Annotated in this window: 19 protein-coding genes; 12 read left to right on the top strand and 7 right to left on the bottom strand. The window is 46.9% G+C overall.

The features are described 5' to 3' along the window. Window positions 1–22: 22 nt before the first annotated feature. Window positions 23–1,441, bottom strand: a complete 1,419-nt coding sequence (gene nrfA, locus Pcarn_RS14480; RefSeq protein ID WP_261836631.1) for an ammonia-forming nitrite reductase cytochrome c552 subunit — start codon at window positions 1,439–1,441, stop codon at window positions 23–25. 429 nt (window positions 1,442–1,870) lie between these two features. Between nrfA and nrfB the strand changes: the two genes are divergently transcribed. The 6 genes from nrfB to Pcarn_RS14450 all read left to right on the top strand — a co-directional run bounded on the left by nrfB (window position 1,871) and on the right by Pcarn_RS14450 (window position 7,028). Next, window positions 1,871–2,458 (top strand): cytochrome c nitrite reductase pentaheme subunit, encoded by a 588-nt coding sequence (gene nrfB, locus Pcarn_RS14475; RefSeq protein WP_261836630.1) that lies wholly within the window; start codon window positions 1,871–1,873, stop codon window positions 2,456–2,458. 4 nt (window positions 2,459–2,462) lie between these two features. Then, window positions 2,463–3,149: a cytochrome c nitrite reductase Fe-S protein gene (gene nrfC, locus Pcarn_RS14470; protein WP_261836629.1), complete on the top strand. Its 687-nt coding sequence runs from the start codon at window positions 2,463–2,465 to the stop codon at window positions 3,147–3,149. Then, window positions 3,149–4,096 carry a cytochrome c nitrite reductase subunit NrfD gene (nrfD, locus tag Pcarn_RS14465; RefSeq protein WP_261836628.1) on the top strand — a complete coding sequence of 316 codons (948 nt, stop codon included), beginning with the start codon at window positions 3,149–3,151 and terminating at the stop codon, window positions 4,094–4,096. The genes nrfC and nrfD overlap by 1 nt, the downstream gene beginning before the upstream one ends. A gap of 207 nt (window positions 4,097–4,303) precedes the next feature. Continuing rightward, complete coding sequence (locus Pcarn_RS14460; RefSeq protein ID WP_261836627.1) at window positions 4,304–6,238, top strand: heme lyase CcmF/NrfE family subunit; 1,935 nt, start codon at window positions 4,304–4,306, stop codon at window positions 6,236–6,238. Further along, window positions 6,235–6,651: a cytochrome c-type biogenesis protein gene (locus Pcarn_RS14455; RefSeq protein WP_261836626.1), complete on the top strand. Its 417-nt coding sequence runs from the start codon at window positions 6,235–6,237 to the stop codon at window positions 6,649–6,651. Before Pcarn_RS14460 ends, Pcarn_RS14455 begins: the two co-directional genes overlap by 4 nt. Further along, window positions 6,648–7,028 carry a hypothetical protein gene (locus Pcarn_RS14450; RefSeq protein ID WP_261836625.1) on the top strand — a complete coding sequence of 127 codons (381 nt, stop codon included), beginning with the start codon at window positions 6,648–6,650 and terminating at the stop codon, window positions 7,026–7,028. Before Pcarn_RS14455 ends, Pcarn_RS14450 begins: the two co-directional genes overlap by 4 nt. Here Pcarn_RS14450 and gloA2 read toward each other — a convergent pair. After that, on the bottom strand, window positions 7,025–7,408 hold the full coding sequence (gloA2, locus tag Pcarn_RS14445) for an SMU1112c/YaeR family gloxylase I-like metalloprotein (RefSeq protein WP_261836624.1): 384 nt from the start codon (window positions 7,406–7,408) through the stop codon (window positions 7,025–7,027). The two genes, Pcarn_RS14450 and gloA2, sit on opposite strands and share 4 nt — an antisense overlap. A 225-nt stretch (window positions 7,409–7,633) precedes the next feature. Here gloA2 and dsrO point away from each other — a divergent pair, with 225 nt between their 5' ends. The 3 genes from dsrO to Pcarn_RS14430 are packed head-to-tail and all read left to right on the top strand — an operon-like array spanning window position 7,634 to window position 12,350. Beyond that, window positions 7,634–8,410 (top strand): sulfate reduction electron transfer complex DsrMKJOP subunit DsrO, encoded by a 777-nt coding sequence (dsrO, locus tag Pcarn_RS14440; protein WP_261836623.1) that lies wholly within the window; start codon window positions 7,634–7,636, stop codon window positions 8,408–8,410. After that, a complete protein-coding gene (locus Pcarn_RS14435) occupies window positions 8,403–9,368 on the top strand; it encodes a hypothetical protein (RefSeq protein ID WP_261836622.1) in 966 nt (321 codons plus the stop codon). Before dsrO ends, Pcarn_RS14435 begins: the two co-directional genes overlap by 8 nt. 3 nt (window positions 9,369–9,371) lie before the next feature. Then, on the top strand, window positions 9,372–12,350 hold the full coding sequence (locus tag Pcarn_RS14430; protein WP_261836621.1) for a molybdopterin dinucleotide binding domain-containing protein: 2,979 nt from the start codon (window positions 9,372–9,374) through the stop codon (window positions 12,348–12,350). Between the two features lie 275 nt (window positions 12,351–12,625). On the opposite strand, the gene Pcarn_RS14425 is transcribed toward Pcarn_RS14430, so the two are convergent. Both Pcarn_RS14425 and Pcarn_RS14420 read right to left on the bottom strand, forming a co-directional pair. Then, window positions 12,626–13,666 carry a hypothetical protein gene (locus Pcarn_RS14425; protein WP_261836620.1) on the bottom strand — a complete coding sequence of 347 codons (1,041 nt, stop codon included), beginning with the start codon at window positions 13,664–13,666 and terminating at the stop codon, window positions 12,626–12,628. Window positions 13,667–13,947: 281 nt separating this feature from the next. Continuing rightward, window positions 13,948–15,516: an arylsulfatase gene (locus Pcarn_RS14420; RefSeq protein ID WP_261836619.1), complete on the bottom strand. Its 1,569-nt coding sequence runs from the start codon at window positions 15,514–15,516 to the stop codon at window positions 13,948–13,950. Between the two features lie 374 nt (window positions 15,517–15,890). On the opposite strand from Pcarn_RS14420, the gene Pcarn_RS14415 reads away from it, so the two are divergent. Together Pcarn_RS14415 and Pcarn_RS14410 are read left to right on the top strand one after the other, a co-directional pair. Beyond that, window positions 15,891–17,438: an arylsulfatase gene (locus Pcarn_RS14415; RefSeq protein WP_261836618.1), complete on the top strand. Its 1,548-nt coding sequence runs from the start codon at window positions 15,891–15,893 to the stop codon at window positions 17,436–17,438. A gap of 114 nt (window positions 17,439–17,552) precedes the next feature. Further along, window positions 17,553–18,269, top strand: coding sequence for a GntR family transcriptional regulator (locus Pcarn_RS14410; protein WP_261836617.1), 717 nt, complete (start codon window positions 17,553–17,555; stop codon window positions 18,267–18,269). Window positions 18,270–18,352: 83 nt separating this feature from the next. Here the strand turns inward: Pcarn_RS14410 and Pcarn_RS14405 are convergent, their stop codons facing one another. Then, window positions 18,353–19,552, bottom strand: coding sequence for an enolase C-terminal domain-like protein (locus tag Pcarn_RS14405; protein WP_261836616.1), 1,200 nt, complete (start codon window positions 19,550–19,552; stop codon window positions 18,353–18,355). A 262-nt stretch (window positions 19,553–19,814) separates the two neighbouring features. Between Pcarn_RS14405 and Pcarn_RS14400 the strand changes: the two genes are divergently transcribed. Next, a complete protein-coding gene (locus tag Pcarn_RS14400) occupies window positions 19,815–21,242 on the top strand; it encodes a PTS transporter subunit EIIC (RefSeq protein ID WP_261836615.1) in 1,428 nt (475 codons plus the stop codon). A 458-nt stretch (window positions 21,243–21,700) separates the two neighbouring features. On the opposite strand, the gene Pcarn_RS14395 is transcribed toward Pcarn_RS14400, so the two are convergent. Beyond that, window positions 21,701–22,762: a fatty acid desaturase family protein gene (locus Pcarn_RS14395; protein ID WP_261836614.1), complete on the bottom strand. Its 1,062-nt coding sequence runs from the start codon at window positions 22,760–22,762 to the stop codon at window positions 21,701–21,703. Between the two features lie 8 nt (window positions 22,763–22,770). Beyond that, window positions 22,771–23,868: a flavin reductase family protein gene (locus Pcarn_RS14390; RefSeq protein ID WP_261836613.1), complete on the bottom strand. Its 1,098-nt coding sequence runs from the start codon at window positions 23,866–23,868 to the stop codon at window positions 22,771–22,773. Window positions 23,869–23,966 lie beyond the last annotated feature (98 nt).

Genomic DNA, 23,966 nt, shown 5'->3' with positions numbered 1-23,966 from the left:
TCCACCGTATTTACTTCACTACCTAATAAGTCGCCTCACGCTTCTCAGCCTCCTCATCCCACTTCGGCACTACTGTCTTCAAGAAGTGTTCTTTCTCAGCGTTCATGCCGTCCATATCCATACCAAGAGCTGCTTGTGCTTTTTCTTTAGTAGAGATATCTGGGATCTGAACCTCATCAGTGATGCCTTTGGTTGCTAGAAGACGAATCAGTTTCGCACGAGCATCTGCTGCACGGTCAACCGAAGTACCTAGCACTTCAAGAGCAACCTCAGGGGCGTGCATATGTACGCCGTGTGATGCGATTGCATAGTCCCAGCGCCATTGAGCGTGACGGATATCTTGTAGGATATCTTTCATTTCGTCTTCAGTAGCACCAGCATCCCATGCCGCTTTTGCTTCAAAGTGAGCGGCAACGATCTGCTTCTCAGCGGTTAGCTTCATGTTCAGAACCTGACCTTTACGAGTAGCCACTATGCTGTGAAGCTGGTCTTTGCTTTGGGTGTGGCACTGAGCACAGGTGTCTTCGAAGCGATCGAATGGGTTGCCAATCTTATGGTCGGTGTAAACGGTGCCATCTTCGCGCTCTACTTTAGGCATGTGGCAGTCTGCACAGACCACGCCATTCTTGCCGTGGATGCCGTCACGCCATGTTTCATACTCAGGGTGCTGAGCTTTTAGCATTGGGGCTTTAGATACGCCGTGGGTCCAGTCTGCGAAGCCTAGAGCGTCATAATATTGCTCCATCTCATCCACATTGGTGCCCATATCCCATGGGAACTTAACCGCGTTCTTCGCCTCTTTTACGAAGTAGTATTCAACGTGGCACTGACCACATACCGAGGCTTGCTGATCAAGACGAGACTGCTCCTCAAACGGCATACCAATGGCAGTCATGGCACGGTCTACATAAGGACGGGTGATCTTAAGAGCAGGTTCGCCCTTCTTGAAGCCATCGCTCTTGGTGTCGTGACAGTCGGCACAACCTATGGCATTAACCACTTCCCCGCCAAGACGTGCCCATTTACCTTCAAAGTAACCGTCCTCGCCGCGCTCATCGATAAGACGCGCTACGTCAGGGCTTTTACAGCTCCAGCACGCCATAGGCATAGGACCAGATTCTGCGTCCGTTGGACCACCGGTACGTAGGGTATTGCGTAGATCCTCGATGGCATAGTAGTGGCCACGAGCCTTGTTGTAGTCTTTAGCAAAGCCATAGCCTGCCCATAGGATCACCATGTTTGGATCTCCTGCTAGAGCATCGTCGATTTGTTCGCTTTCGCTGGTGGCTTTCCAGCTATGAAATTGATCAGGATGTACTTGTTCGTACGCCTCATTGCGAGGGTCAACAATCTCCTGGCTATACGATTCGGCAAAGGCGTTGCCGCTCAAGGCACCGAAAAGCGCTAACGGTGCTATCCACCCAAGCTTCCACTGTTTCATGACGAGTTTGTCTCCATATTCTTAATTTTATGAACGGCGTTGTGGTCACGATTCCTAAAAAAGAATTGGAGTAAAACCTATATATAAATAGGTTCTGAGTATCCAAAATAATGTCTCGGATATATTAATTTTACTGCAAATATTAAAAATTATTTTTCATATTTAGTTTCATTTGATATACATCAATTTCTATCAGAGACCTTTATCACACTTATTTAAATCCATATTTAGGCAGTGATTTTGCTCGCAAAATAGACGGGTTTTATTATCTGTATCAGGGGTTTAGGCGTAGACTTTATAAGGTAAAAGCGTTGTGGCTTATCCTAAATAAGAATTAATTTCACTTGAGTTCGGTGCAAGGAATTCAAGGGGTTTTAGTTTCTAATCAAAATTCCGCGTGGAATATTTTGGTTTTAAGGAAAGGATACAATGGGCAATATTATATTGATCAAGTCCATGATGCTTAGTCTGCTATTTGCATCCTGTTTACTTGGTTTCTCAAATAATGTTATGGCCGATGATGGTGTCCAAAGTGATTCAACATCTGACCGTCATAAAGTCGAATACATTCGTGACAAAGACTATAAATGTATTCAGTGCCACAAGGACTCTAAGCAAACCTTAGCCGGATCTCACGGTGAGGGCGTTATGCAAAAACTAGGCAAAGAGGCCAACTGTACTGATTGTCACGGCAATATAGGTCCCGATCACCGCGATGGGGCTTCCACAGTCACTAAGTTCTCTGATGCTCAATCCCAAGCGGGTACGGGCAAGACACACCTTTCAACCGATGCCATTCTACAGGCCAATAATACCTGTATGGATTGTCATAGCTCAGAGAATCTAAGAGAGGCGAGTTGGACGCACGATGTGCACGCCAAAAATCTAACCTGCTCAAACTGTCACACACTGCACGCCACCGACGCCAAGGTGCTCTCCTATGAGCGCAAGCAGTTGGTGAATATGTGCGTAGATTGTCACTCTGATTTTAATCAGACCCGCGAAGAGAAGGAGTAGGGATATGAGTTGTTCTAGACGAAACTTCCTTGCTGGCGCGGGAGCTGTGATGTTTACCACAGGCACTGGGGTGGCAAGCGTGGTTTCCAGCAAGAAATCATTTGCCACCACAGAGGCAGAAACTAGCGTCAAGCTAGGTATGCTACACGATGAGAATGCCTGTATTGGCTGTACCGCGTGTACCGAGGCATGCCGGGAAGTAAACAAGGTGCCAGAGGGCGTATCTCGCCTTGAGATTGAGCGCTCTGAACCTGTTGGTGAGTTCCCAGATGTGGAGTATCGATTCACTCGCACTTCTTGTCAGCACTGTGAAAATCCACCTTGTGTGTATGTGTGCCCAACCGGCGCAGCTTACAAAGACGAAACAACCGGCATCGTCGACGTGCATCATGATAAATGTGTAGGTTGTGGCTACTGTTTGGCGGCTTGTCCTTATCAGGTTCGTTTCTTCCATCCTGAAAACAAGTCGGCTGACAAATGTAACTTCTGTCGCGACACCAACCTCGCTGAAGGTAAACAACCTGCTTGTGTTGAAAGTTGTCCAACTACGGCGCTTATCTTTGGCGACCTCAATGACCCAAGCAGCGATGTCTCCAAGGCCATAGCATCTAGTCCTGTCTACCGTGACAAGGTAACGCTAGGCACTAAACCTAAGTTGTACAAAGTTCCATTCGCGAAAGGAGAGGTGTAATGAGTAGCGCATTTCATTTTGATTCTCTGGTCTGGGACTGGATCATCGCCATCTACCTGTTTCTAGCGGGTATGTCTGCGGGTGCGGTTATTGTCGGGTTGTATCTGAAGCGCAAGGTCATTGAAGGTGATGCTTCACAAAATGGCATCATGAAGGCGATCGCTTGGCTGGCACCGTTTGGCATCATAGTGGGCCTGTTGATCCTGATCTTCCATCTAACCAAGCCGTTAGATTTCTGGAAGATCATGATCTACTACAATCCGACCTCAGTGATGTCCATGGGTGTGATCCTATTCCAGGTGTATATGGCGGTGCTGTTTGTCTGGATCGGTATCATCTTCCGTGAGGTTATAGTTGGCTTCCTTGGTGGTAAGTTGAGCTTTGTGGATGGTCTACTGCAGTGGTTCAAACGCTATGAGAATGGTATCGAGCTGTTCCTTGGCTTTTTGGCCATTGCGCTAGCAGCCTATACGGGCTTCCTACTATCTGCATTGAAAACCTACCCAATGCTAAACAACCCAGTGCTTCCAATCCTGTTCTTGTTCTCCAGCCTCTCGTCTGGTGCCGCGGCCTGTTTGATGTTCGGCATCTTAGTGTTTAAAGAGGACGTACACAGCTCGAGTGTCGCGTGGATTCACGGCTTTGAGCGCCCTGTAGTGATGTTTGAGTTGTTCGTTCTAGTGACTTTTTTCACTGGCCTTATCTTCGCAGGTGGTCAGCATGAAGCGGCGGCATGGAATGCGATCGGTGGCGGTTTCTGGTCCAACTGGTTTTGGTTTGGTGTAATTGGTTTGGGCATGTTGTTGCCACTTGCCATGAACTACTTCTCTCCAGCCAAGACCAAACACAGCCACGGTTTTGTGTTGGTAGTGACTAGCCTTAGCCTGATAGGCGTATTGATGTTACGTACCTTTGTTCTGTACGCAGGACAGATGACGCTTATCTAAACGTTATCACCAAGCTCAGTATGGGCTTGGTGATATATCCAAATTTCTTTGTGGTTTAACTAACCTGTACTTCCGAAAGACGCCGTTAAATCATCCTTGATGGCTTTACTGCGGCATCCATGCCGCAGAAACTTTCTACAGCACAGGTCAGTTATCTTTTAAGAGATCACGAGGTGATTTGGATATAGTAAAAATTAAGGATTTCATTTGTTGTTAGCAAACAGCGGCTTATGGCTCTTAACAGCGGTAGCCGTACTGAGCTCCCTACTTATATTGATAGGCATTAAGGGCTCAATTTCTCAATCTAGATTAGCCTCAAGGCTACTCATCGGTGGTGCGCCTCTGGTTCTGGTTATAGCAAGCTCAGCGGTGGGCGTTTTAATGTACGCCTTTGCCATCGATGACTTTAGTTTGAGCTATGTCTCTGACAACTCAAATAGCTCGCTCGCGATGGGCTTTAAGCTGGCAGCAACCTGGGGTGGGCATCAAGGCTCTATGCTGTTCTGGGTCTGGGTGTTATCGCTGTGGGGAACCTTGATAAGTGTAAGGCGAGTAAATACCACACCTGTCGCGACCACAGTAATGATGGCGGTGATTGCCATCTTTAGCTGGTTTACTTTATTGGCTTCCAATCCATTTGAACTCAATACCCTAGTGCCTTTAGAAGGGCGTGACCTCAACCCTATGCTTCAGGATATCGGTCTTATTATCCATCCGCCACTTCTGTATGTGGGTTATGTTGGTTTCGCTTCTGTCCTAGCGCTGGCAGTGGCTTCGCTAGTATGTAGAGACTATTCAGCACAAGCGTTTAAACGTATTAGCAGGCATACCATGCTGGCGTGGGTGTTCTTAACCCTAGGCATTGCAGTGGGCAGTTGGTGGGCGTATTACGAGCTCGGGTGGGGAGGTTGGTGGTTCTGGGATCCCGTAGAAAATGCCTCGCTGATGCCTTGGTTAACAGCTACAGCGCTGTTGCACGCTCTTGTTCTTAGCCGCACTCAAAAACAGATGCTGTTCTGGAGTTTGTCCCTTGCAATAGTCACCTTCTGCTTGAGTATTCTCGGGACCTTTACTGTTCGCTCTGGAGTGCTGACTTCAGTACACGCGTTTGCGGTAGACCCAAGCAAAGGACTGACACTGCTGGCGATGCTAAGTCTTATTTTTATCGCTTCCTATACCTTACTGGTAGTGAAATCTAGAGAGATACAATCAGAGGATATCAAGCAACTTGAGAGCAAAAATAGCCTAGTGCTAGTAGGGGTGAATGTCCTAGTCGTGGCAACCTTAGTGGTGGTATTTGGCACCTTCTATCCCATGGTTTATCAGTTGCTTGGCCTAGGTAATATCTCTGTGGGGGCGCCGTACTTTAATCTGTTGTTTGCGCCTTTAGCGCTGCTTAGTTTAGCGCTCTTGGGTGTGATGCCGTTTGTTAAGTGGCAAGGACAACAAGGGAAACCGAACTGGCTGGAGTGCAAGCTAGCTCTGTTCTGCAGCTTAGTGCTCTCCATTTCTTTACTCAATCTCTATACCCATTCCAATAAAGAGGTAGGAGCTGAGTGGTCATGGTGGGCGTTTGCAACTTTGAGTCTCGGGCTATGGGTGATTATTGGTCATATATGGGCTCTTATTCGAGGTGGTGTCTCTGCCAAAAAGCTCTGCGTAAGCCTTGCTCATATTGGGGTAGCTTTGGCGTGTATTGGCGCCAGTATGAACAGCTTCTATTCCTATGAAAAAAACGTGCGCCTTGGCCCTGAACTTGGCACTCAATTTGGTGAGTTTCAGTTACGTTATCTAGATACTGAGCTCTATATCGCACCAAGTTTTACCGCAGAGCAGGGGCAGATTGAGATCATCAGTGGCTCAAAAAGCTATCTCGCAAAGCCTGAGAAGAGACACTATCCGGTGCGAGTGATGAATATGACCGAGCCGTCGATGACCTGCTTTTGGGACGGTGATATCTACATCACACTTGGAGAAAAGCTCGACACTCAAAACTACGCGGTTCGAGTACAATTTAAGGCCTTTGTTCGCTGGATTGGCGTGGGTGCGCTGTTGATGGTGTTTGCCGGTATCGGGCTTATTTGTATACGGCTAGGTAGACTTATTCCACTACCTCGCTTTAAGGAAAGTCTTTCTCAATGAAATCCCTGTTAACCCTTGTTGTACTGCTTCTAGTTTCTAGCTTCAGTTTGGCTGAAAGCTACAAAGTGCATCCGGTGGAACTGTTTGAATTTGATTCCATTGCGCAGCAAAAACAGGCAATTAATCTGGCCAAAACCTTGCGCTGCCCTATGTGCCAGAATCAGAACCTTATCGAGTCTAATTCGGAAGTAGCAAAGGATATTCGACTGCGAGTATTTGAGTTGGTGAAAGCGGGCAAGAGTGACGCTGAGGTTAAGGCGTTTATGGTCGAGCGCTATGGCGAGCATGTGCTCTACAAACCTAAGCTCAGCATGCAAAACACACTACTTTGGGGTGTACCAATCTTGCTTGGATTGTTTATGATTGGCTTCAGCATAGGTCAAATCAAACGGAAGTTGCGTTACAAACCATGAGACAGCAATACCATTTCAGACGTTCACAGCAGGGGCAACTGCTCATTTGGGATGTCATCAAGCTGATAGAGTTAGCCCGTGAATTCGAGGTCATGTCCGTTCCACTAGAAAGCATTAAAGAGCTCGATGAGGCCTTCTGGTATGACTTAGGCGGTGCCAAGCCTACCTGTCGCAATGTAGCAGAGCATGCCAAGTTGATTCAGCAAACCGACCTCAGCTATCCCATTTTATTGTGCAGCGAAGGCAGAGTAATGGATGGCATGCATCGTGTGTGCAAGGCTCTGATAAATGGTGATAGTCACATTAAGGCAGTGCGTTTTCCTAATGTGATCGAGCCGCACTTTATCGATGTCGACCCAGATACTCTCCCTTATTAAACCTCGTACAGCTCCAGTGGCAACTGGTCTGGGTCTTGGAAAAAGGTAAAGCGTTTGCCAGTGAATTCGTCCACTCGCACCGGCTCTACTTCAATGTGAAAGCCAGTCAACCTGTCTATCGCAGCATCCAAATCTTCTACTTGAAAAGCCAAATGTCTCAATCCCTGCGCCTCCGGTCTGCTGGGTCTTGCGGGTGGATTTGGGAAAGAAAACAGCTCTATTTGTGTGCCGTCGGGAAGCGCAAGATCGAGCTTGTAAGAGTCGCGCTCGGCTCGATAATTCTCCGCAAGGATCTCCAGTCCTAACACTTCAGTGTAAAAGCGTTTTGAGATCTTATAGTCGCTACAGATGATTGCAACGTGATGAGTACCTTTGAGCATACTCTAGCTCCAATTAGAAATGACGAGCCTATTTTGCCTTGTAATCAAAATGGTTAAAACCCTAATCAAGACAATGATTTAAAGTTGTTTCATATGCTTCTAGGTTACTTTTAAAGCAATCTTATTTTTCATCGTCGATTGACGATATGCCTGTTCAGATCAATTTATTGCAGTTTTATTGCCGTTAAGTTTCAGAGAGTAACTTCAGTGTTTCAAGGTAACTTAATGGCGGATAAACAGATATCTCGGCGACAACTCCTCACCGGAGCTATAGCCACGGCAGCGGCTACCGTTGCCACATCAGCAATGGCATCACAGCCGAAAAACTCACTAAAACAGCAGTCTGGCTCAGGCAAACGATGGGGTATGGTCATTGATCTACGACGTTGTGTTGGCTGTCAGGCATGCACCGTGGCGTGCAAATTCGAGAACAATGCGCCCGTTGGTCAGTTTAGAACCTGGGTTAGCGATATCGAGGTGAAGAGCTATCCGGACACTCGCCGTTCATTCTTACCTCGATTGTGTAACCATTGTGAAACGCCAAGTTGTGTTCCTGTTTGTCCAACTGGAGCGACCTATAAGCGAGAAGATGGCCTAGTTCTGGTCGATTCCGATAAATGTTGGGGTTGTGGTTCGTGTGTAACAGCCTGCCCTTACGGCGCTCGCTTTATCAACTCTGAGACCAAGATTGCAGACAAGTGCACCTTCTGCGCTCATCGATTAGAAGAGGGGCTACTTCCAGCCTGTGCCGAGACCTGTGTCGGTGGTGCCCGAATTTTTGGCGACTTGAACGATCCTCAAAGCCCAGCGAGCAAGCTTATTGCAGAGAACGATGTATCGGTTCTTAAACCAAGCGCAGGCACGAAGCCGAACGTTTTCTATATCGGTCTAAATCATCCTGAGATTGCTAATGGTGAGATAGAGCCTAACACCTGGCTATTAGATCTTGAGCGCAACATGGATGATGTTGAGTTGACCTTCAAGGGGGCGAGCAATGATTAATATTATCAACGTATCGAACCAGATGCCTTTTGGTTTGCTGTTCGTTAACTACTCCTTGCTCGCAGGTATGGCCGGTGGCTTAGGCGTAGCTTGGGCGTTATGTACCGAAAAACCGAGCAAAGCCTATTTGCCGCAGCTAGTCGCAGTGGCTTTGGCCTTATGCGCAACCTTCAACGTACTGGCTGAGGTACAGCAACAAGGTCGCTTGATCTATGGATTTATCGCCGGATGGGAAAACTGGAACGGCTCTATCATCAAATACGGCGTGCCGGCTATCCCTGTGTTTATGGGGCTGTTATTACTGACCATATTCGCACCATTTCACCCGATTGCTGAGAAGCTATTCAACCCACTTCGAGCAGGGATCGTGGTTTTAGGCCTTTTCCTACCCGCTTATTCGGGCATCTGGATGATGAATGAGCATGGCGTGGCACTATGGAACTCTCCACTAACGGTAGTCTTGACCTCTCTATCTGGGGTGGCAGTTGGCTCTCTACTATTCAATGTTCTGTCTCACGATGGAAGCACTATCAGAAGCAACATTCTTAGAACACTGCTGGTTACCAATATCGCGTTTTTATTCTTAGCCAATTGGTGGGCGATTCGTTTCTCTGGCGCAGAGGTTCAACTCTCTAAAGCCCTTCTGGATACGCATTTTGCTGGCATTGAGTGGACAGCCTTCGGCGGCTTCGTACTGGCGTTGGCGATCCTGTTGATCAGTCGCTCACGCGCTATGGCCTTGATTGCTTTTGTATTGTCTGCAGTCGGAGCCTACTTTGTGCGCTACTGCTTGCTCGTAGCCGGAGAAGGCGTGAGTCGCAGTGGGGGAGGCATCTCGCTGTTTGCTCCAGACCTACACGAGCTTTTCTTTACGGTCGCATCTCTGTTGTTAACCGGCGGCTTGTTTGCAGCTCTGCTACTGGCTGTTCCTGCTCTTATTCAAAAAATTGAGGATTAACCCATGGATAGACGTAAATTTCTAAAAGGTGCTGCCGGTGTTGGTATTGCAACTGGTGGTGCGGCCTATTCAGGTATCTTCGCCCGTGCCGTTACCATGAGTAAAAACGGTGAGCCTGTTAACTACCAGGCTTATGGCAACTCGGACAATGTTGAATGGCGCTTGAATGAAGTAGGTAAACACCAGATTGCTCCGGGCTATTGTATTAAGCACACCACCTGCTTACAGTGTCACTCTGAGTGCGGACTGCGCGTTAAAGTAAACAACAACAGCGGTAAGATAGAACGTATCGTTGGTAACCCTTATCACCCAAATACCAAGATAGATTACACAGATATCTCGACACCAATTAGTGCAACTGCGGCTGCAGTTGGTACCGTGTGCGCGCGTGGTAATGCGGGTATCGAGACCCTGTACGATGAATACCGTCTAAGTGCACCGCTAAAACGAGTGGGCAAGCGAGGTGAAGGTAAATGGAAGACCATCTCTTGGGAGAAGTTGATTTCAGAGACGGTTAATGGCGGCAAGATATTCGCCGATACCTCAGATGCTGACAGCCAAAACTTGAACGTGAAGGGTTTCAAACAACTCTACCAAAAGCGCGATACCTTGATCGACAAGCAAAATCCTGAGTATGGCTTTGAGACTAATAAGTTTGTGCTACAAGCAGGGCGCATCGTTAAGAGTCGTAAAGACTTCCAGTCGCGCTTTTGTAACTCGTTCGGTACCGTGAATAACTACGAGCATACCAATATCTGTGAGTTGTCCCACCACATCGCAACAGGTGAGGTTTATGCGGGCAAGCACAATGCCAAGGCTGATATTACCGAGTCTGAGTTCATGGTGTTCTTCGGGACAGCACCAGGTGAAGCTAACTTCCCAATGCAGACCATGGGCAAATACAGTGCAGAAGCGCGAGTCAAAGGAGCACAGATCACTGTGGTTGACCCAGTGCTTCCACGCACAGTGCAGACCTCACCTAACACTCATTGGATTTGCCCTAAGATAGGCTCTGATGGTGCCATTGCTGCGGCTATCTTACGTACCCTTATTGAAAGCGATGGCTTCAACCGCAGTTACCTGAGTCGTCCAAGCCTAGAGTCTGCCAAACGCTTTGGTGAACTTTCTTATACCAACTCTTCTTATTTGATTGATCTGGAAAGCGGCAAGTTTGCTCGTCAGAACGGCAAATATCTAGTGGCGGATAAGAACGGCAATATCGTGCCATTTGATACCCTAGATGAGGCAGATATTGAGTTCAAAGGTGAGCTAAACGGCAAGCCTCTAGTCACTTCTTTCTCCCTGCTTTGTGACTCTGTATTTAGCCAAAGCATGGCAGAGTATAGTAATCAGTCGGGCGTAGAGTTCGAGAAACTCGAGTGGCTAGCTAAGGGCATCGCCAAGGCAGGACGTAAGTCAGCGGTGGAGTTTTATCGTGGCATTGCTCAGCATCCGAACGGTTATTACACCGGCTTTTTGATCAATCAGATCAACGTTGTAATGGGCAACATGAACTGGACTGGCGGTCTGTCCGTTGGTGGTGGCGGTGTCGATTACAATGGCGGCGCCTATGACCTGAAAACCATTCCTGGACTGAAAGCGAAACCTCAAGGGCTGCACATTACCCGTGAGCAGATGGCTTACGAAGACTCTAGCGAATATAAGCGCAAATTGGCCAATGGTGAGAACCCATATCCGGCTCAGCGCCCTTGGTTCCCAATCACCAAGGATGTGTTTAGTGAGATTATTCCGTCTATTATCGATGGCTACCCTTATAAAGCAGACATCTTGCTTTGGCATATGTGCACACCTCTGTATTCGACGCCAAGTACGGGCCGAGATGAGATCATTGCCAAGATCTCTGACCCTAAAGAAGTGCCTTTGTTGATCGCATCGGATATCGTGGTGGGTGACAGTTCAGCTTATGCAGACTACATCATCCCAGATCTCATGTACCTTGAGCAGTATGTGCACCATCCAATGATGGAGGCAACACTGGTTAAAGGCACGGCAGTGCGCACTCCTGTAGTTGAGCCGATGACGGACAAAACCGAGAAAGGCTTCCACATGAGCTATGAGCAGTTCTTGATTGATGTGGCGATTGAATTGGGTATGCCTGGCTTTGGTGAGGACGCCATTCCTGATGGCTACGGCAAGCTATGGCCGCTAAATACTATGTCTGATTACTACATCAAGGGTGTGGCTAACCTTGCTCACAACTTTGGTCAGATTCCAGAGATCACCGATGAAGAACTGAGAATTACCGGTTTAGATAGCTTCTACCAAGAGCACAAAGATACGCTTAAAGCGAATGAGTGGTTGGATGTACTGTTTGCTATCAGTCGAGGCGGTTTGTTTGAGTCTGTGAATAATCGTCGCAACGGCAAGCAACTGACGCATCAGTTCGATAAGTGCATTTCCATGTACTCAGAAAAGGTGGCTACCACTGTCGATAGTATGACGGGCAAGCGATTCAAGGGACAGGCGCTAAACGCCGAATCTGTGACAGCGTTAGACAAGCCATTATCAGATCTAGATACAGGGTTTGACATGACCATATTGACTCGAAAATCGGCTCTGCAGAGTCACTCACGCCTGTCGTCTGCGAACTCTATCCGCCAAATCACGCCGACTAACTTTGCCGAGATCAACAAACAAACTGGCGAGGCTAAAGGGCTGAAAACCGGTGACATGGTGTGGATCGAGAGCGTAAATGGTAAGCGTAAAGCGGAGGTGAAACTGCGTGAGGGCATAGCACCGGACGCAATTAGCTTTATCGTTGGCTTTGGTCACAACGGCTATGGCGCTTCAGATTATGAAGTGGATGGAAAGCTGATTAAGGGAAGTAAGCAGCGCAAGGCCGGATTTAATCTAAACCCGATTATGCGCACCGACCCAGATGTGCCGAATATGGGGCTTATGGATAAGGTAGGCGGTTCCACTGTGTTTTATGATACCAAAGCGCGCATTGTAAAAGCGTAAAAAAAGGCTCAGCATTTCGCTGAGCCTGATAGTTTTAAGCCATTTTTAGTTATAAACCAAAGTTTGACGTTGTTATTTTTGTTTGTTTGTCTGGAACAAGTTCAACAGGGGGACTTTTATTTAACCGGAATAAAAGCGCTGATTGCCGACACTAAAGGCGTAACCTTTTATACGGTTATCTATGCTGAAGTGTGGCCTTGTTCTGTGACACGAAAGATACCAAACAACTGAACTAATGTTTTATCAATTTGCGCCACGGTCAATAATTAGTCGGTTTAGAGTTGCTGATATTTAGAACCATTGAGTCTCTGGCGGTGCTCGCGAACCGTGCTAGCCAGGGATTGGATCTTTTCTAGATTATTGTCTCTAAGCTCTTTACGTTGCTTCATGTCCTGTAATAGGTCTGGGTCATTGGCGCTTTCCTGCAGGGACAGTAGCATGGCATCTCCACCGAGATCGCAGTAGTCCTGGTGGTTCATGACCGCGATGTCTCTGTAGTATGCCATCTTAGACTCCATCGAGGTGATCTGTGCCTTAAGCTCCAACGCCTCTGGATAAGAAACCTCTTCAAGCTTCTGAACAGATTTATGTTCTAGCTGATTAGCTCGGTTTTCTATCATAACGTTGGAAAGCGAGCCTTGGCTTTTTCCGCTTGCAATAGCCGTTTTTAAAAGCCCAAACAGGTTAGCGGTGCGGGTTTTGCGCGCATTCTCAGTCGCCAGCTTTTTGCGAACCTCTTTACTACAAGAGGCTTGGGTGTCGCCCTTGATATACCAAGAGTCCACCATTTCTAGGGCGCGATTATCCACCTCAACCGAGGAATCAAAATTCTTAAGAAGCTCAAGCACGGTCTCTCGTACTTCACTCTTTACTAGATAATTACTTGGGTATCGGTATTCCACACCTGCTACTTCACCACCTCTGTCTTTGTAGTGGTTTAGGATACGAGAGGTGTAGATAAAGGCATGAATCAGCACACGCTCAATAAGGGCTACCGTCTCAGCAGAGCCTACATACAGTTCTTTGACCGAGATTCTGAGCTCGCCATTGCGGGCCTTTCTTACTAAGCGGTTTCGAATAGCTGTTTTCGCCAGAAGAGCATTCTTCTCACGTCGAGAGATACGACCTAGCAGTCGCGTATCATGAAAGAAGCGATAATCCTGTTTCTGACCATTAGAGTAGAAGAAGCCCGTTTTTAGGCCACGCAGGTGCTGCTCTTTTCTGAGTTCAAAGTTCAGCGTTGTGCCAAACCTAACGAACTCAATACCCGCTTTATCGGTTAGAACCACCACATATAAACTTGAACTTTCTGACACAGTCACGCCTACCTTATGCAAACAAACACTCTCTAAAATCATGAGAACCGTTGAAGAAGTGAACCATAGCAAAGATGCCAGATTAAAAGTTGTCAGTTTATGCCAACAAAATGAATCTTGCCCGTCCGCCCTCTGAAAAGCATTCTAAGAATCGAAGAGACAAAAAGTGTCTCACAATGTAAGGCGAGGAAAACTTTTTTAAGCTTATAATAATCCAGAAACAAAAATGCTCGACCCCATTGTCAAATAGTGGTCGAGCATTTTTAAGAGTCAGAAGTCGATTACTTCTGCATTGATGCAACTTGCTTCTTCAGCTCGTCGATCTGGTCAAGTTTCGCCTTAACACCCAAAGAAGTTTGAGTGATGGTTGCTGGGTTTAGCACCTGGCTGTTTTGACGTGGGAACTTGTCTAGGGTTGCGAAGAACTTGCCTAGCTCGTCCTGTACTGGAACGAATAGCCACATGTTGTCTGCCATCCAACGTAGGTACATGCCAGATTCGTGTGGTGCTTTTTCGAATGGGTCAGCACGTAGGTGAATGATCTTCGGCCAGTTAGACTGGAAGCGAACTGCGTCAGTGATGTTACCTTCTAGGGTAGCGAAGTGCAGTTTCCAATCCTCCCAACGGATTGCGTTTAGCTCGCCGTTTGCAGAGAAATAAAGCAGTGAGTCACGAGGGCCGTGGTCTTCTTTACCTTCGAAGTAAGGCTTGAAGTTGTAGCCATCGATGTGTACACGCCACTCTTTACCGTTAGCTTCGTAGCCCTTTGCAAGCTTCTCTTTTACATCAGGAACGCCAGCTGCTGCCATTAGCGTTGGTAGCCAGTCTTGGTGCGCCATCATGTCGTTGTAGCGAGAACCTGGTTCGATAACGCCAGGCCAGCGAACTAGCTGAGGAACACGCATACCGCCTTCCCAAGTGGTACCTTTCTCACCGTGGAACGGAGTTGCACCGCCGTCAGGCCAAGATACTGTCTCTGCACCGTTATCGGTTGAGTAGATAACGATAGTGTTGTCAGCAACACCTAGGTCATCTAGTTTGTCTAGCAGGATACCTACGTGGTCATCGTGCTCTAGCATGCCATCTGCATAGATGCTGATGCCAGACTTACCTTTGTACTTCTCTTGCAGACGAGTCCAAACGTGCATACGTGTGGTGTTGTGCCAGATGAAGAAAGGCTTGTCAGCTTTAACTGCTTTTTCCATGAAGGCTAGAGATGATTCTAGGAACTCTTCATCAGCAGTTTCCATGCGCTTACGCGTCATAGGACCTGTATCTTCGATACGACCGTCAGCGTAAGACTTAATTACACCACGAGGGCCGTAGTTCTTGCGGAACTCAGGGTCTTTTGGATAGTAGTAAGTCTCTGGTTCTTCTTCAGCGTTAAGGTGATAAAGGTTACCGAAGAACTCGTCGAAGCCGTGCTTGGTTGGAAGGTGTTGGTCTTGGTCACCTAGGTGGTTCTTACCGAACTGAGCTGTCATATAGCCCTGTTCTTTAAGAAGGTCAGCTAGGGTAGGCGCCCAGTCAGGGATACCGTGGGTAGAACCTGGCATACCGATGGTTAGAAGACCCGTACGGAACGGTTCTTGACCTGTGATAAAGGCTGCACGGCCTGCAGTACAAGATTGTTGGCCGTAGTGGTCGGTGAATAGCGCACCTTCGTTTGCGATACGGTCGATGTTTGGCGTGTCGTAGCCCATCATGCCTTGGTTGTAAGCACCAACGTTCCAGATGCCGATGTCATCACCAAAAATGGCTAGGATGTTTGGCTTATCAGCCGCTACAGCAGAAGCAGATGCGGCTAGCATACCTGCTGTCATTGCGATCTTACTGATTTGCATTGTCAAAAGACTCCATCAATTTCGTTTTAGGATTTGAAAACAAAACGAGAGGAGCGCTTTTGATATCCCTAGCAAATAACAAGTTCATTGTTACGTCCATATGGCGCTCGACTCATATTGATGGCCAGCAGTGTAAATACTGCACCCCGACAAAGTCGCTTTATACCACCTATAACTAAAAGTTATCTAAATCGTAAGTGATTGATAGTTATGAAGTAAAAATATGACGCCTATGGACGGTAGCGCCAAAATTGTGAACTAGATTGGCAATCAAAGCGTAAGGAGAAAGGGGCGTTGGCGATTGGTTAACTATTCGCCAATCAAGCGTTTCTAGTCTATATCTTGGTTGGCTAGTTATATAAAACAAACAAGGAGTTACTATGACTGCGTTTAAAGGAGCTAAACGTCGCTTAGCGATAATAGCTTCGGTTCTTCTCGGGGCAGCAGGTACTAGCGTTGCAGCAGAAAAACCGAATATTTTGGTTATATGGGGGGATGACATCGGGCAATCCAATATCAGTGCTTACACCTTTGGCTTGATGGGCTACAAGACCCCGAATATCGACCGTATCGCTAAAGAGGGCATGATGTTCACCGACTATTACGGAGAACAATCATGCACGGCGGGTCGTTCAACCTTTATTACCGGTCAGAGTGTATTGCGAACTGGTTTGAGTAAGGTGGGCCTTCCGGGCGCAGACTTGGGTTTGCAGGCTGAAGATGTGACTATTGCGGAGCTTCTAAAACCCCACGGCTATGCAACCGGACAATTTGGTAAGAACCACCTAGGTGACAAAGATGAACACCTACCTACCGCACATGGCTTTGATGAGTTCTTCGGTAACCTTTATCACCTAAATGCTGAAGAAGAGCCTGAGAATATCGATTATCCGAAAGACCCAGAATTCCGTAAAAAATTCGGACCGCGTGGGGTGATTAAGTCCTATGCTGACGGAAAGATTGAAGATACCGGGCCGCTGACTCGTAAACGCATGGAAACCGTTGATGAAGAGACCCTAGAAGCGGCCATTCAGTTTATGGAAAAATCAGTAAAAGCGAAGAAGCCTTTCTTTGTGTGGTGGAACGCTACTCGAATGCACTTCAGAACCCATGTGAAACCTGAGCTGCAGGGCTCAACAGGCATCAGTAATTATGCCGATGGTATGGTGGAGCATGATGGCCATGTAGGGCAACTGCTGAAAGCAGTCGACGACCTTGGTATTAAAGACAACACAATTGTCTTCTATTCAACCGATAACGGCCCACACATGAACACTTGGCCTGATGCGGGTACCACTCCATTCAGAGGTGAGAAGAACACCAACTGGGAGGGGGCATATCGCGTACCAGCTATGGTGCGTTGGCCAGGCAAAATCCAGCCAGGAACCGTCTCTAACGAGATCATGCACCATATGGACTGGATGCCAACATTCCTAGCCGCTGCTGGTGATGATGGTGTAAAAGAGAAACTACTTAAAGGTATGGATGTCGGCGGTGAGAGCTTTAAGGTTCACTTAGATGGTTACAATTTCTTGCCACACTTGACGGGTGAAGAGGCGGAAGGGCGTCGAGATGAGATCTTTTACTTTACCGATGACGGAGATTTGGCGGCGCTTCGCTACAACAAATGGAAGATCGTGTTCCTAGAGCAGCGCGCCAAGGGTACGTTGAATATCTGGGCTGAACCCTTCACTCCATTGCGTGTGCCTAAGATCTTCAACCTAAGAATGGATCCATATGAGGTCGCAGACATCACCTCAAACACCTACTACGACTGGATGCTAGACCGAGCCTTTATGCTGGTGCCAGCACAGGCTTATGTAAGTAAGTATCTCGAGACCTTCAAAGAGTTCCCACCAAGACAGAAAGCAGCCAGCTTTAGCTTGGATCAGGTGATGGAGAAACTACAAACACCTCAAAACAAGTAAACATTATTTATTCCACTTATGAGACGAGAGCCCAGATTTTCTGGGCTCTTTTTTGTGGAGATAAGCAAGATGTACGAGTAATATATTTAAAGGCATTACAATAACAATTTAACGATGAAAAAATACGAAGTTCTAGTACAAGATATAGTCAGTAAGATCTGTCAGAATATTATTACTGACAAGCTCCCATCCGAACGTGAACTTGTTGAAAAGTATCAGATTTCTCGTTTCTCTGTACGTAAAGCACTGTCTAAACTGGAAGCCATTGGTATGGTGACTTCTAAAATAGGCTCAGGTTACTATGTTAATACCTCTATTATCGGTGCTCCGTTAATTTATAATTCAATCACTGAAACTAAATTCGGTGAAATATCCTACAAGAAACTTAAGCTTAATAAGCGTCTTCCTACTGCCCATGAGATGCAGGTATTCTCTATAGAAGAAGATGAATATATTTGGAATATAAGAAGGTTGAGACTCGTTCAGGATAAGATTACTCAAATAGAAGAGGCCAGAATGCCAGTCTCTTTATTCCCTAAAATAACCGATGAGATTATAGAAAGCTCATTGCAGAAGCATGTTCTATCACTAGGGCTAGAAATAGAAAGTTATCTAACGAGTTATCAAGCAATTAATTTATCTTCAGAGGATGCAAATTTATTTGGGGTGAAACGCTCAAGCGCTGCTATGAATATTACGAATCGAGGGTTTTTATCTAGCGGTGAGGTATTTGTCGTCAGCGATATTATCGATATTAATTATCAGTGTACCTATCACACCAAGTTTAATAGCGAGAGCCTGCAATACAGAGATACATCGGGCGAGCAATAGGTAGGGCTTTGCTTTTCCCCAGATACAGAAACGGCCACCAAAGGTGACCGAGTCTGTGATTTGAAATATTTTTATTTATCCGTCTATGGCGTATGGATAGTGCCATCCGGTAGGCGGCTCTGAGTCCACTCGTGCGGGCGATAGACAACAGGGAAATCTTTCGCTGCTGCTACATCCATCTCAACACCAATACCAGGCTTCTCTTGAGCATACAGGTAACCGTTTCTTGGTTCAGGAGCATTAGGGAATACACGCTGGGTGTTTTCCTTGTATTCAACGTGCTCTTGGATAGCCGCGTTGTGCAGGTGAACGTTCATATGAGTGTTTACCGCAGCACCGATCGGAGTCATATCTGGTGGGCAGTGCCATGCGATACGAACACCAAAGCTTTGACACAAGTGGCCTAGCTTAAGGGCTGGGGTGATACCGCCAATCTGAGAAACGTGGCAACGAATAAAGTCGATGCGACGATTAATGATTAGCTGCTTCCACTCTTCTGGGTTGTTGAACAACTCACCCAATGCAAGGGTCACACTGGTTTGGCTGCGAAGGTTATCCAGCCATTCAGTTTGGCTTGGGGGGAGGATATCTTCGATAAAGTATGGATTGTATTGCTCGACTGCTTTCGCGAACTGCAGAGCCTGATTTGGGAACAGACGTTCGTGCACATCGTGCAGGATGTGGAACTGGTTGCCATATTTAGCGCGAAGCTGTTTAAACATCTCCACGGTATTTGCCATATATTGGTCTTGATCGTAATAAGAACCCTCGGTTGGATTCTCTGCCGTATTTAGACTCTCTGGCACACCACCATAAAATCCAAGTTGACAACGAATATGCTTGTAGCCTTGCTCAAGATATTTATCCACTTGCTCATATAGGCCTTCCATAGTATCGCTGGTGGCATGAGTATATACCTGAATAGCATCGCGAGACTTACCGCCAAATAATTGATGGAGAGGCATATTAGCTAGCTTGGCTTTAATATCCCAAAGCGCCATATCGACACCAGAAATAGCATTATTAATAACGGGACCATTACGCCAATAAGCGTTCACCATCATCATTTGCCATAGGTCTTCGATATTATTGGCATCTTTACCGATCAGTAGCGGATTAAGGTATTCGTCCACCATGGTTTTAACCGCAAGGGGACGTTGTTGAAAGGTGGCACATCCATAGCCAGTCACGCCTTGCTCAGTTTCAACAATTACCGTGATCAGATTGTGTCTGTCTGGTCTTGTAATAATGCATTCAATGTTAGTAATGGTATTTTTGTTCACTTCAGATGGTCTCTGGCTAACTGGATTTATTTTATCTAACAGCGAAAAAAAACAGATTTCAAGGGGTATTTTGCACCTAAAATTAACTGGTTCGTTCCTGTTTCGTTTTGCGCTAAAAAAACGAACCAATCAGCGAAAATGATTGAAAATTAACTTTTTGGAGCGTTTTGTGTGATGAAAGTCACCGTTTTCTCGATTGGATTAATAACCTGGATAGATACCATGAGCACATCTGATAACGACAAGCACATAGGGCGATATGATGCAATTGACAGAAACAAACGGCGGAACCTTCAGCGCATCCCCAGGCAAAGAAAATAGCTTTGAACAAAACCTACAGCAGATAGTTCAGGGTCTTGGCGGCGAAGAGAACATTGCCAACATTACTCACTGCATGACTCGCTTGAGATTCAAGTTAGTAGACGAATCTAAAGCTGACAAGACAATCCTTGAGAGCGTAAAAGGCGTTAAGGGTGTAGTGCTGGCTCAAGGCCAAACTCAGGTTATCATCGGCGTGGACGTTGAGAAGTGGTACAACGCGCTTTCTGGCAAGGCAGCAGCAACAGAAGAAGCTGAGATCGAGCAAGAAAAAGGCAAGCTTTTCCAGAACGCGATGCGTATCGTAGCGGGCATCTTTGGCCCAGTAGTACCGGCTATCGCAGGTGCAGGTATGCTGATGGGTCTGCTTTCGGGCCTTATCGCAACTAACGTAATTCCAGAAAGCTCTGATACCGTCTTCTTCTTCCGTTCTATCTCTACAGCGGTATTCTTCTTCCTGCCTATGCTGGTATCTTTCTCAGCGGCTAAGGTATTTAAGGTAAATGAATACATCGCTCTGGCAGTATCGTCGGCAATGCTTTCGCCAGCATTGATTGACAAGGCGGCTGCGCTAAAAGATGCAGGCGCTGATCCTACACTTACCGTGCTTGGCGCAGTGCCAATCGAGCTAATGGGCTATGGTGGTGCTATCGTACCTGCAATCCTAGCGGTATGGGTGCTATCTAAGATTACTCCACTGGTAGACAAGCTAGTACCATCATCGGCTAAGCCTGTATTTACTCCGCTACTAGCGTTCACTGTAACCTCTACTGTTGTGCTTTCTTTCGTAGCACCAGCGGGTATGTGGCTAAGTAATGGCGCAGGTTGGGTAGTGAGCTCTCTACTTGAAATCTCTCCAACACTAACTGGCTTTATCTTCGGTCTAACCCGTCCAATCACTATCGTGTTTGGTATCCACCACAGCATGACACCAATCAGCCTGAACAACTTTGCTCTGTACGGCAAGGATCTGCTGATGCCTATCATGTGTCTAGGTAACATCGCTATTGCGGGTGCAACCCTAGCTATCTGGTACAAGCAACGTAAAACCCTATCTAAAGAGCAATCTTCAGTGACTGTAGGTTCAGGTGTGACTGCAATTCTAGGTATCACAGAGCCAGCACTATTCGGTGTTCTAACCAAGTACACTAAGGCGCTATTCACTGCGAGTTTGGCAACAGGTATTGTAGGTGCAATCTCGGTAACGATTGATACTCACCTAACCAGCTATATCCTATCTTCTGTGTTCAGTCTGCCAGCATATCTAGCAGCCGGTACTCAGAACTTCATCCAGGCGGTAATGGGTGTACTAGGTGTGTTCGCACTGTCATTCGTAATGACAATGGCAGTAGTGAAATCTACCGACAAATAAAAAAGTAAAATACAAACATAAGAGTCAAGCAAAGGCCTACTCATTTGAGTAGGCCTTTTTTTAGGTTCATCGCAGATTGGTGCGAACAGCTACTTCAGCTTCGTGCGGTCACTCTGCCTGCGATGTATGGCAAGCCGCCGTAAATACCTCCCTGTAGGCTTGGCTTCGGCATCCTTGCCTCAAACACTTGCCCTGCACCACAGCCTGCCGCTCGCTCCGTCCGGGGCATCAGCGATGACTTTGAGCCATACCAAGTTAGGACTACATACCGATGCCGCTCCTGGAGAGTGATTGATGGAGCAAGGTGTCGCTCGCAGGGAGGCGAGCGTCAAGCGCCCAAGGATGGGTTCATCGCGGCCTTGTGAATCAAACACTCGGAGGGAGCGACTGGCTCAGAAGGAATATTTGCGCTCCCCTCTAATCTGCGAAGAACCATTTTTTATGTCTGGTCCCGTAAATTAAGGGAATGAATAACGTGTAATGCGCTTAACCACCGATGCATATTGGCGCACAAAATGGCCTGTGTTGTAAGGAATACCGTAGCGGGCAAACACCTCTCGAACCTGAGGTGCTACTTCCTGATATCGCGACGAAGGCATATCTGGGAACAAGTGGTGCTCAATTTGCAGGCTCAAGTGTCCACTTAGGATATGGAACCATGGCTTGCCGTTAATGTTTGCTGAACCAAGAGCCTGACGATAATACCATTGGCCTTTAGACTCATTTTCACACTCTTGTTGAGTAAAAGTGCGAGTCTGCTGTGGAAAGTGACCACAAAAGATAATGGTAGAGGTCCATAGGTTGCGCAGTACGTTTGCAGCTAAGTTGGCCAAAAGAACGGTCACAAAGAAAGGGCCGGCAAGGGCTGGAAACAACAGATAATCTTTGAATATTTGCCTAGCACCTTTAGCAAAGAAGGCTTTCTTTAATTCACTGTGTGGAACTGTTGGCTCACGACCTTCCTTCTTTTTACCGAAGAATACGCGCTCGCCTGCGAGCTCGTGGTAGGACACGCCCCACTGAAACAGCAGACTTAGCATGGCATAGGTGATCAGTTGCCAGAGGTTTTTAACTCTCCAGCGAAAATCATTAGATAGACGCAACAAGCCATAACCAAAGTCACGATCTTTACCAATAATATTGGTGTAAGTATGGTGCTCATAGTTGTGAACACGCTTCCAACTGCCGCCGTCGCCAGCGATATCCCACTCGAACTTATCCGAGTTGATATTGGCATCGTTCATCCAATCATACTGACCGTGCATGACATTGTGGCCGATCTCCATATTGTCGAGGATCTTTGCCAGCGCCAGCAGCAGAATACCGGGGATCAAGAGCAAAGGGACGAAACAACCGGCAAAGATAAGAATGCGGCCAGCGATAGCCGCTACTCGATGTACCAGAATAACCTTTCGGATGTATCGAGCATCGGTTTGGCCGATCTTTTTCTGGGTGTCAGCTTTGATTTGGTCTAAGTCACGGGCCAGATTATCGAAATCGGCCTGAGTTAATTGCTTCATGTTGGTTCCTAAAGACTAAGTTCGACTGGAGTTTGCGCTTGGGAAATACAGGTTTGAATACGCTCTTCGCCTGGACCAGAAGTTTTGCCTGTAAGCAGGTTGACGACAGTGCCAGACTTTTTAATGCAGCTACATTGATGACACACCCCCATTCGGCATCCAGAGCGCACAGCCACTCCCGCGGACTCAAGTTGATTTAATAGCGTATCGGGCTTGTCTGGTTGTACTTGTTGGCTAGTGCCATTTTGACTGACAGAAATAGCTGGGGCAGCTTGCGCAGCGCCAGATTCAAGGTTACCCAGCGACAAAGAGAAGGCTTCGGTTTTGAAGTTTTCCGCGCTGATACCTGCGGCTAACGCTAACTTACGAGCCTGTTTCATTAATCCATCAGGGCCACAGACCATGACATGGTCACTATCATTTTCACTTAGGTTTTGACGCAGCATTTCACGACTCAGATAGCCTTGCTCCTGTGTACTCATTGGTAAGTAGCGAAAATGCGGGTGCTGCTGTGAGAGCTTAGTGAAATGCTGACTAAACAGGTGATCATCAGAGGTTGGTGCAAAGTGCAACAAGGTTACTGGTGTGTCACGTTTTACCTGCTGATCAAGGAAGCTGGCAAATGGTGTAATTCCCGTGCCACCGGCGATCAGCAATAGAGGAGAGCGGTCTGTTTCAGGATAGAAGTTTCCCTTTGCTTCACTGATATACAAACGATCGCCTGACGAAACGGCAGACAATAAGTGTGGGGTGAACTTGCCATCTTGGTGGCATCTTATGGTGAGTTCTATTTCCCCTTCTTTCTGCCACAAAGACAAGGGGCTCGAGATGGTGAAGGTGCGACTTTGCTGGCGGCCATCTATCAGGGTGTTCAGTTCTATATGCTGTCCCGGCTTAAAGCCAGGCCATTTTGCCGAAGGTTTTAGGCTCAGTTTAAGCACATGCTGATTGATGACTTGTTTGCTTGTTACATAACAGCGAAATAGCCCAGGCTGCCATCCTGGGCGACGTAATTGAATGACCGGAGCTAACCAGCCGATAGCAGAAGTGTTGTTAAACAGCGAAGCATTAACGAAGCGCTTCAAAGGGTTAAGTGTTGTGTTCATTATTTAAGCTTACACTTGTTAGCTGAATGAGCGCACAAGTGTAAGCTTAAATATTTTAAATGCAATCCTTTGGTAAACTAAAAGTCCACCAAGATCAC

It is taken from the genome of Vibrio ishigakensis (assembly GCF_024347675.1).
Classification (GTDB): domain Bacteria; phylum Pseudomonadota; class Gammaproteobacteria; order Enterobacterales; family Vibrionaceae; genus Vibrio; species Vibrio ishigakensis.
The sequence above is the reverse complement of the archived record's forward strand: the minus strand, read 5'-3'. Positions and strand labels throughout refer to the sequence as shown.

Bases quoted from the DNA above. Each gene is read 5' to 3' on its own strand.
- gloA2 (WP_261836624.1), bottom strand. From the start codon at position 7,408: ATGCTCAAAGGTACTCATCACGTTGCAATCATCTGTAGCGACTATAAG.
- Pcarn_RS14455 (WP_261836626.1), top strand. From the start codon at position 6,235: ATGAAATCCCTGTTAACCCTTGTTGTACTGCTTCTAGTTTCTAGCTTC.
- nrfB (WP_261836630.1), top strand. From the start codon at position 1,871: ATGGGCAATATTATATTGATCAAGTCCATGATGCTTAGTCTGCTATTT.
- Pcarn_RS14390 (WP_261836613.1), bottom strand. From the start codon at position 23,868: ATGAACACAACACTTAACCCTTTGAAGCGCTTCGTTAATGCTTCGCTG.
- nrfA (WP_261836631.1), bottom strand. From the start codon at position 1,441: ATGAAACAGTGGAAGCTTGGGTGGATAGCACCGTTAGCGCTTTTCGGT.
- nrfC (WP_261836629.1), top strand. From the start codon at position 2,463: ATGAGTTGTTCTAGACGAAACTTCCTTGCTGGCGCGGGAGCTGTGATG.
- Pcarn_RS14400 (WP_261836615.1), top strand. From the start codon at position 19,815: ATGCAATTGACAGAAACAAACGGCGGAACCTTCAGCGCATCCCCAGGC.
- dsrO (WP_261836623.1), top strand. From the start codon at position 7,634: ATGGCGGATAAACAGATATCTCGGCGACAACTCCTCACCGGAGCTATA.
- Pcarn_RS14395 (WP_261836614.1), bottom strand. From the start codon at position 22,762: ATGAAGCAATTAACTCAGGCCGATTTCGATAATCTGGCCCGTGACTTA.
- Pcarn_RS14410 (WP_261836617.1), top strand. From the start codon at position 17,553: ATGAAAAAATACGAAGTTCTAGTACAAGATATAGTCAGTAAGATCTGT.
- Pcarn_RS14430 (WP_261836621.1), top strand. From the start codon at position 9,372: ATGGATAGACGTAAATTTCTAAAAGGTGCTGCCGGTGTTGGTATTGCA.
- Pcarn_RS14415 (WP_261836618.1), top strand. From the start codon at position 15,891: ATGACTGCGTTTAAAGGAGCTAAACGTCGCTTAGCGATAATAGCTTCG.
- nrfD (WP_261836628.1), top strand. From the start codon at position 3,149: ATGAGTAGCGCATTTCATTTTGATTCTCTGGTCTGGGACTGGATCATC.
- Pcarn_RS14435 (WP_261836622.1), top strand. From the start codon at position 8,403: ATGATTAATATTATCAACGTATCGAACCAGATGCCTTTTGGTTTGCTG.
- Pcarn_RS14450 (WP_261836625.1), top strand. From the start codon at position 6,648: ATGAGACAGCAATACCATTTCAGACGTTCACAGCAGGGGCAACTGCTC.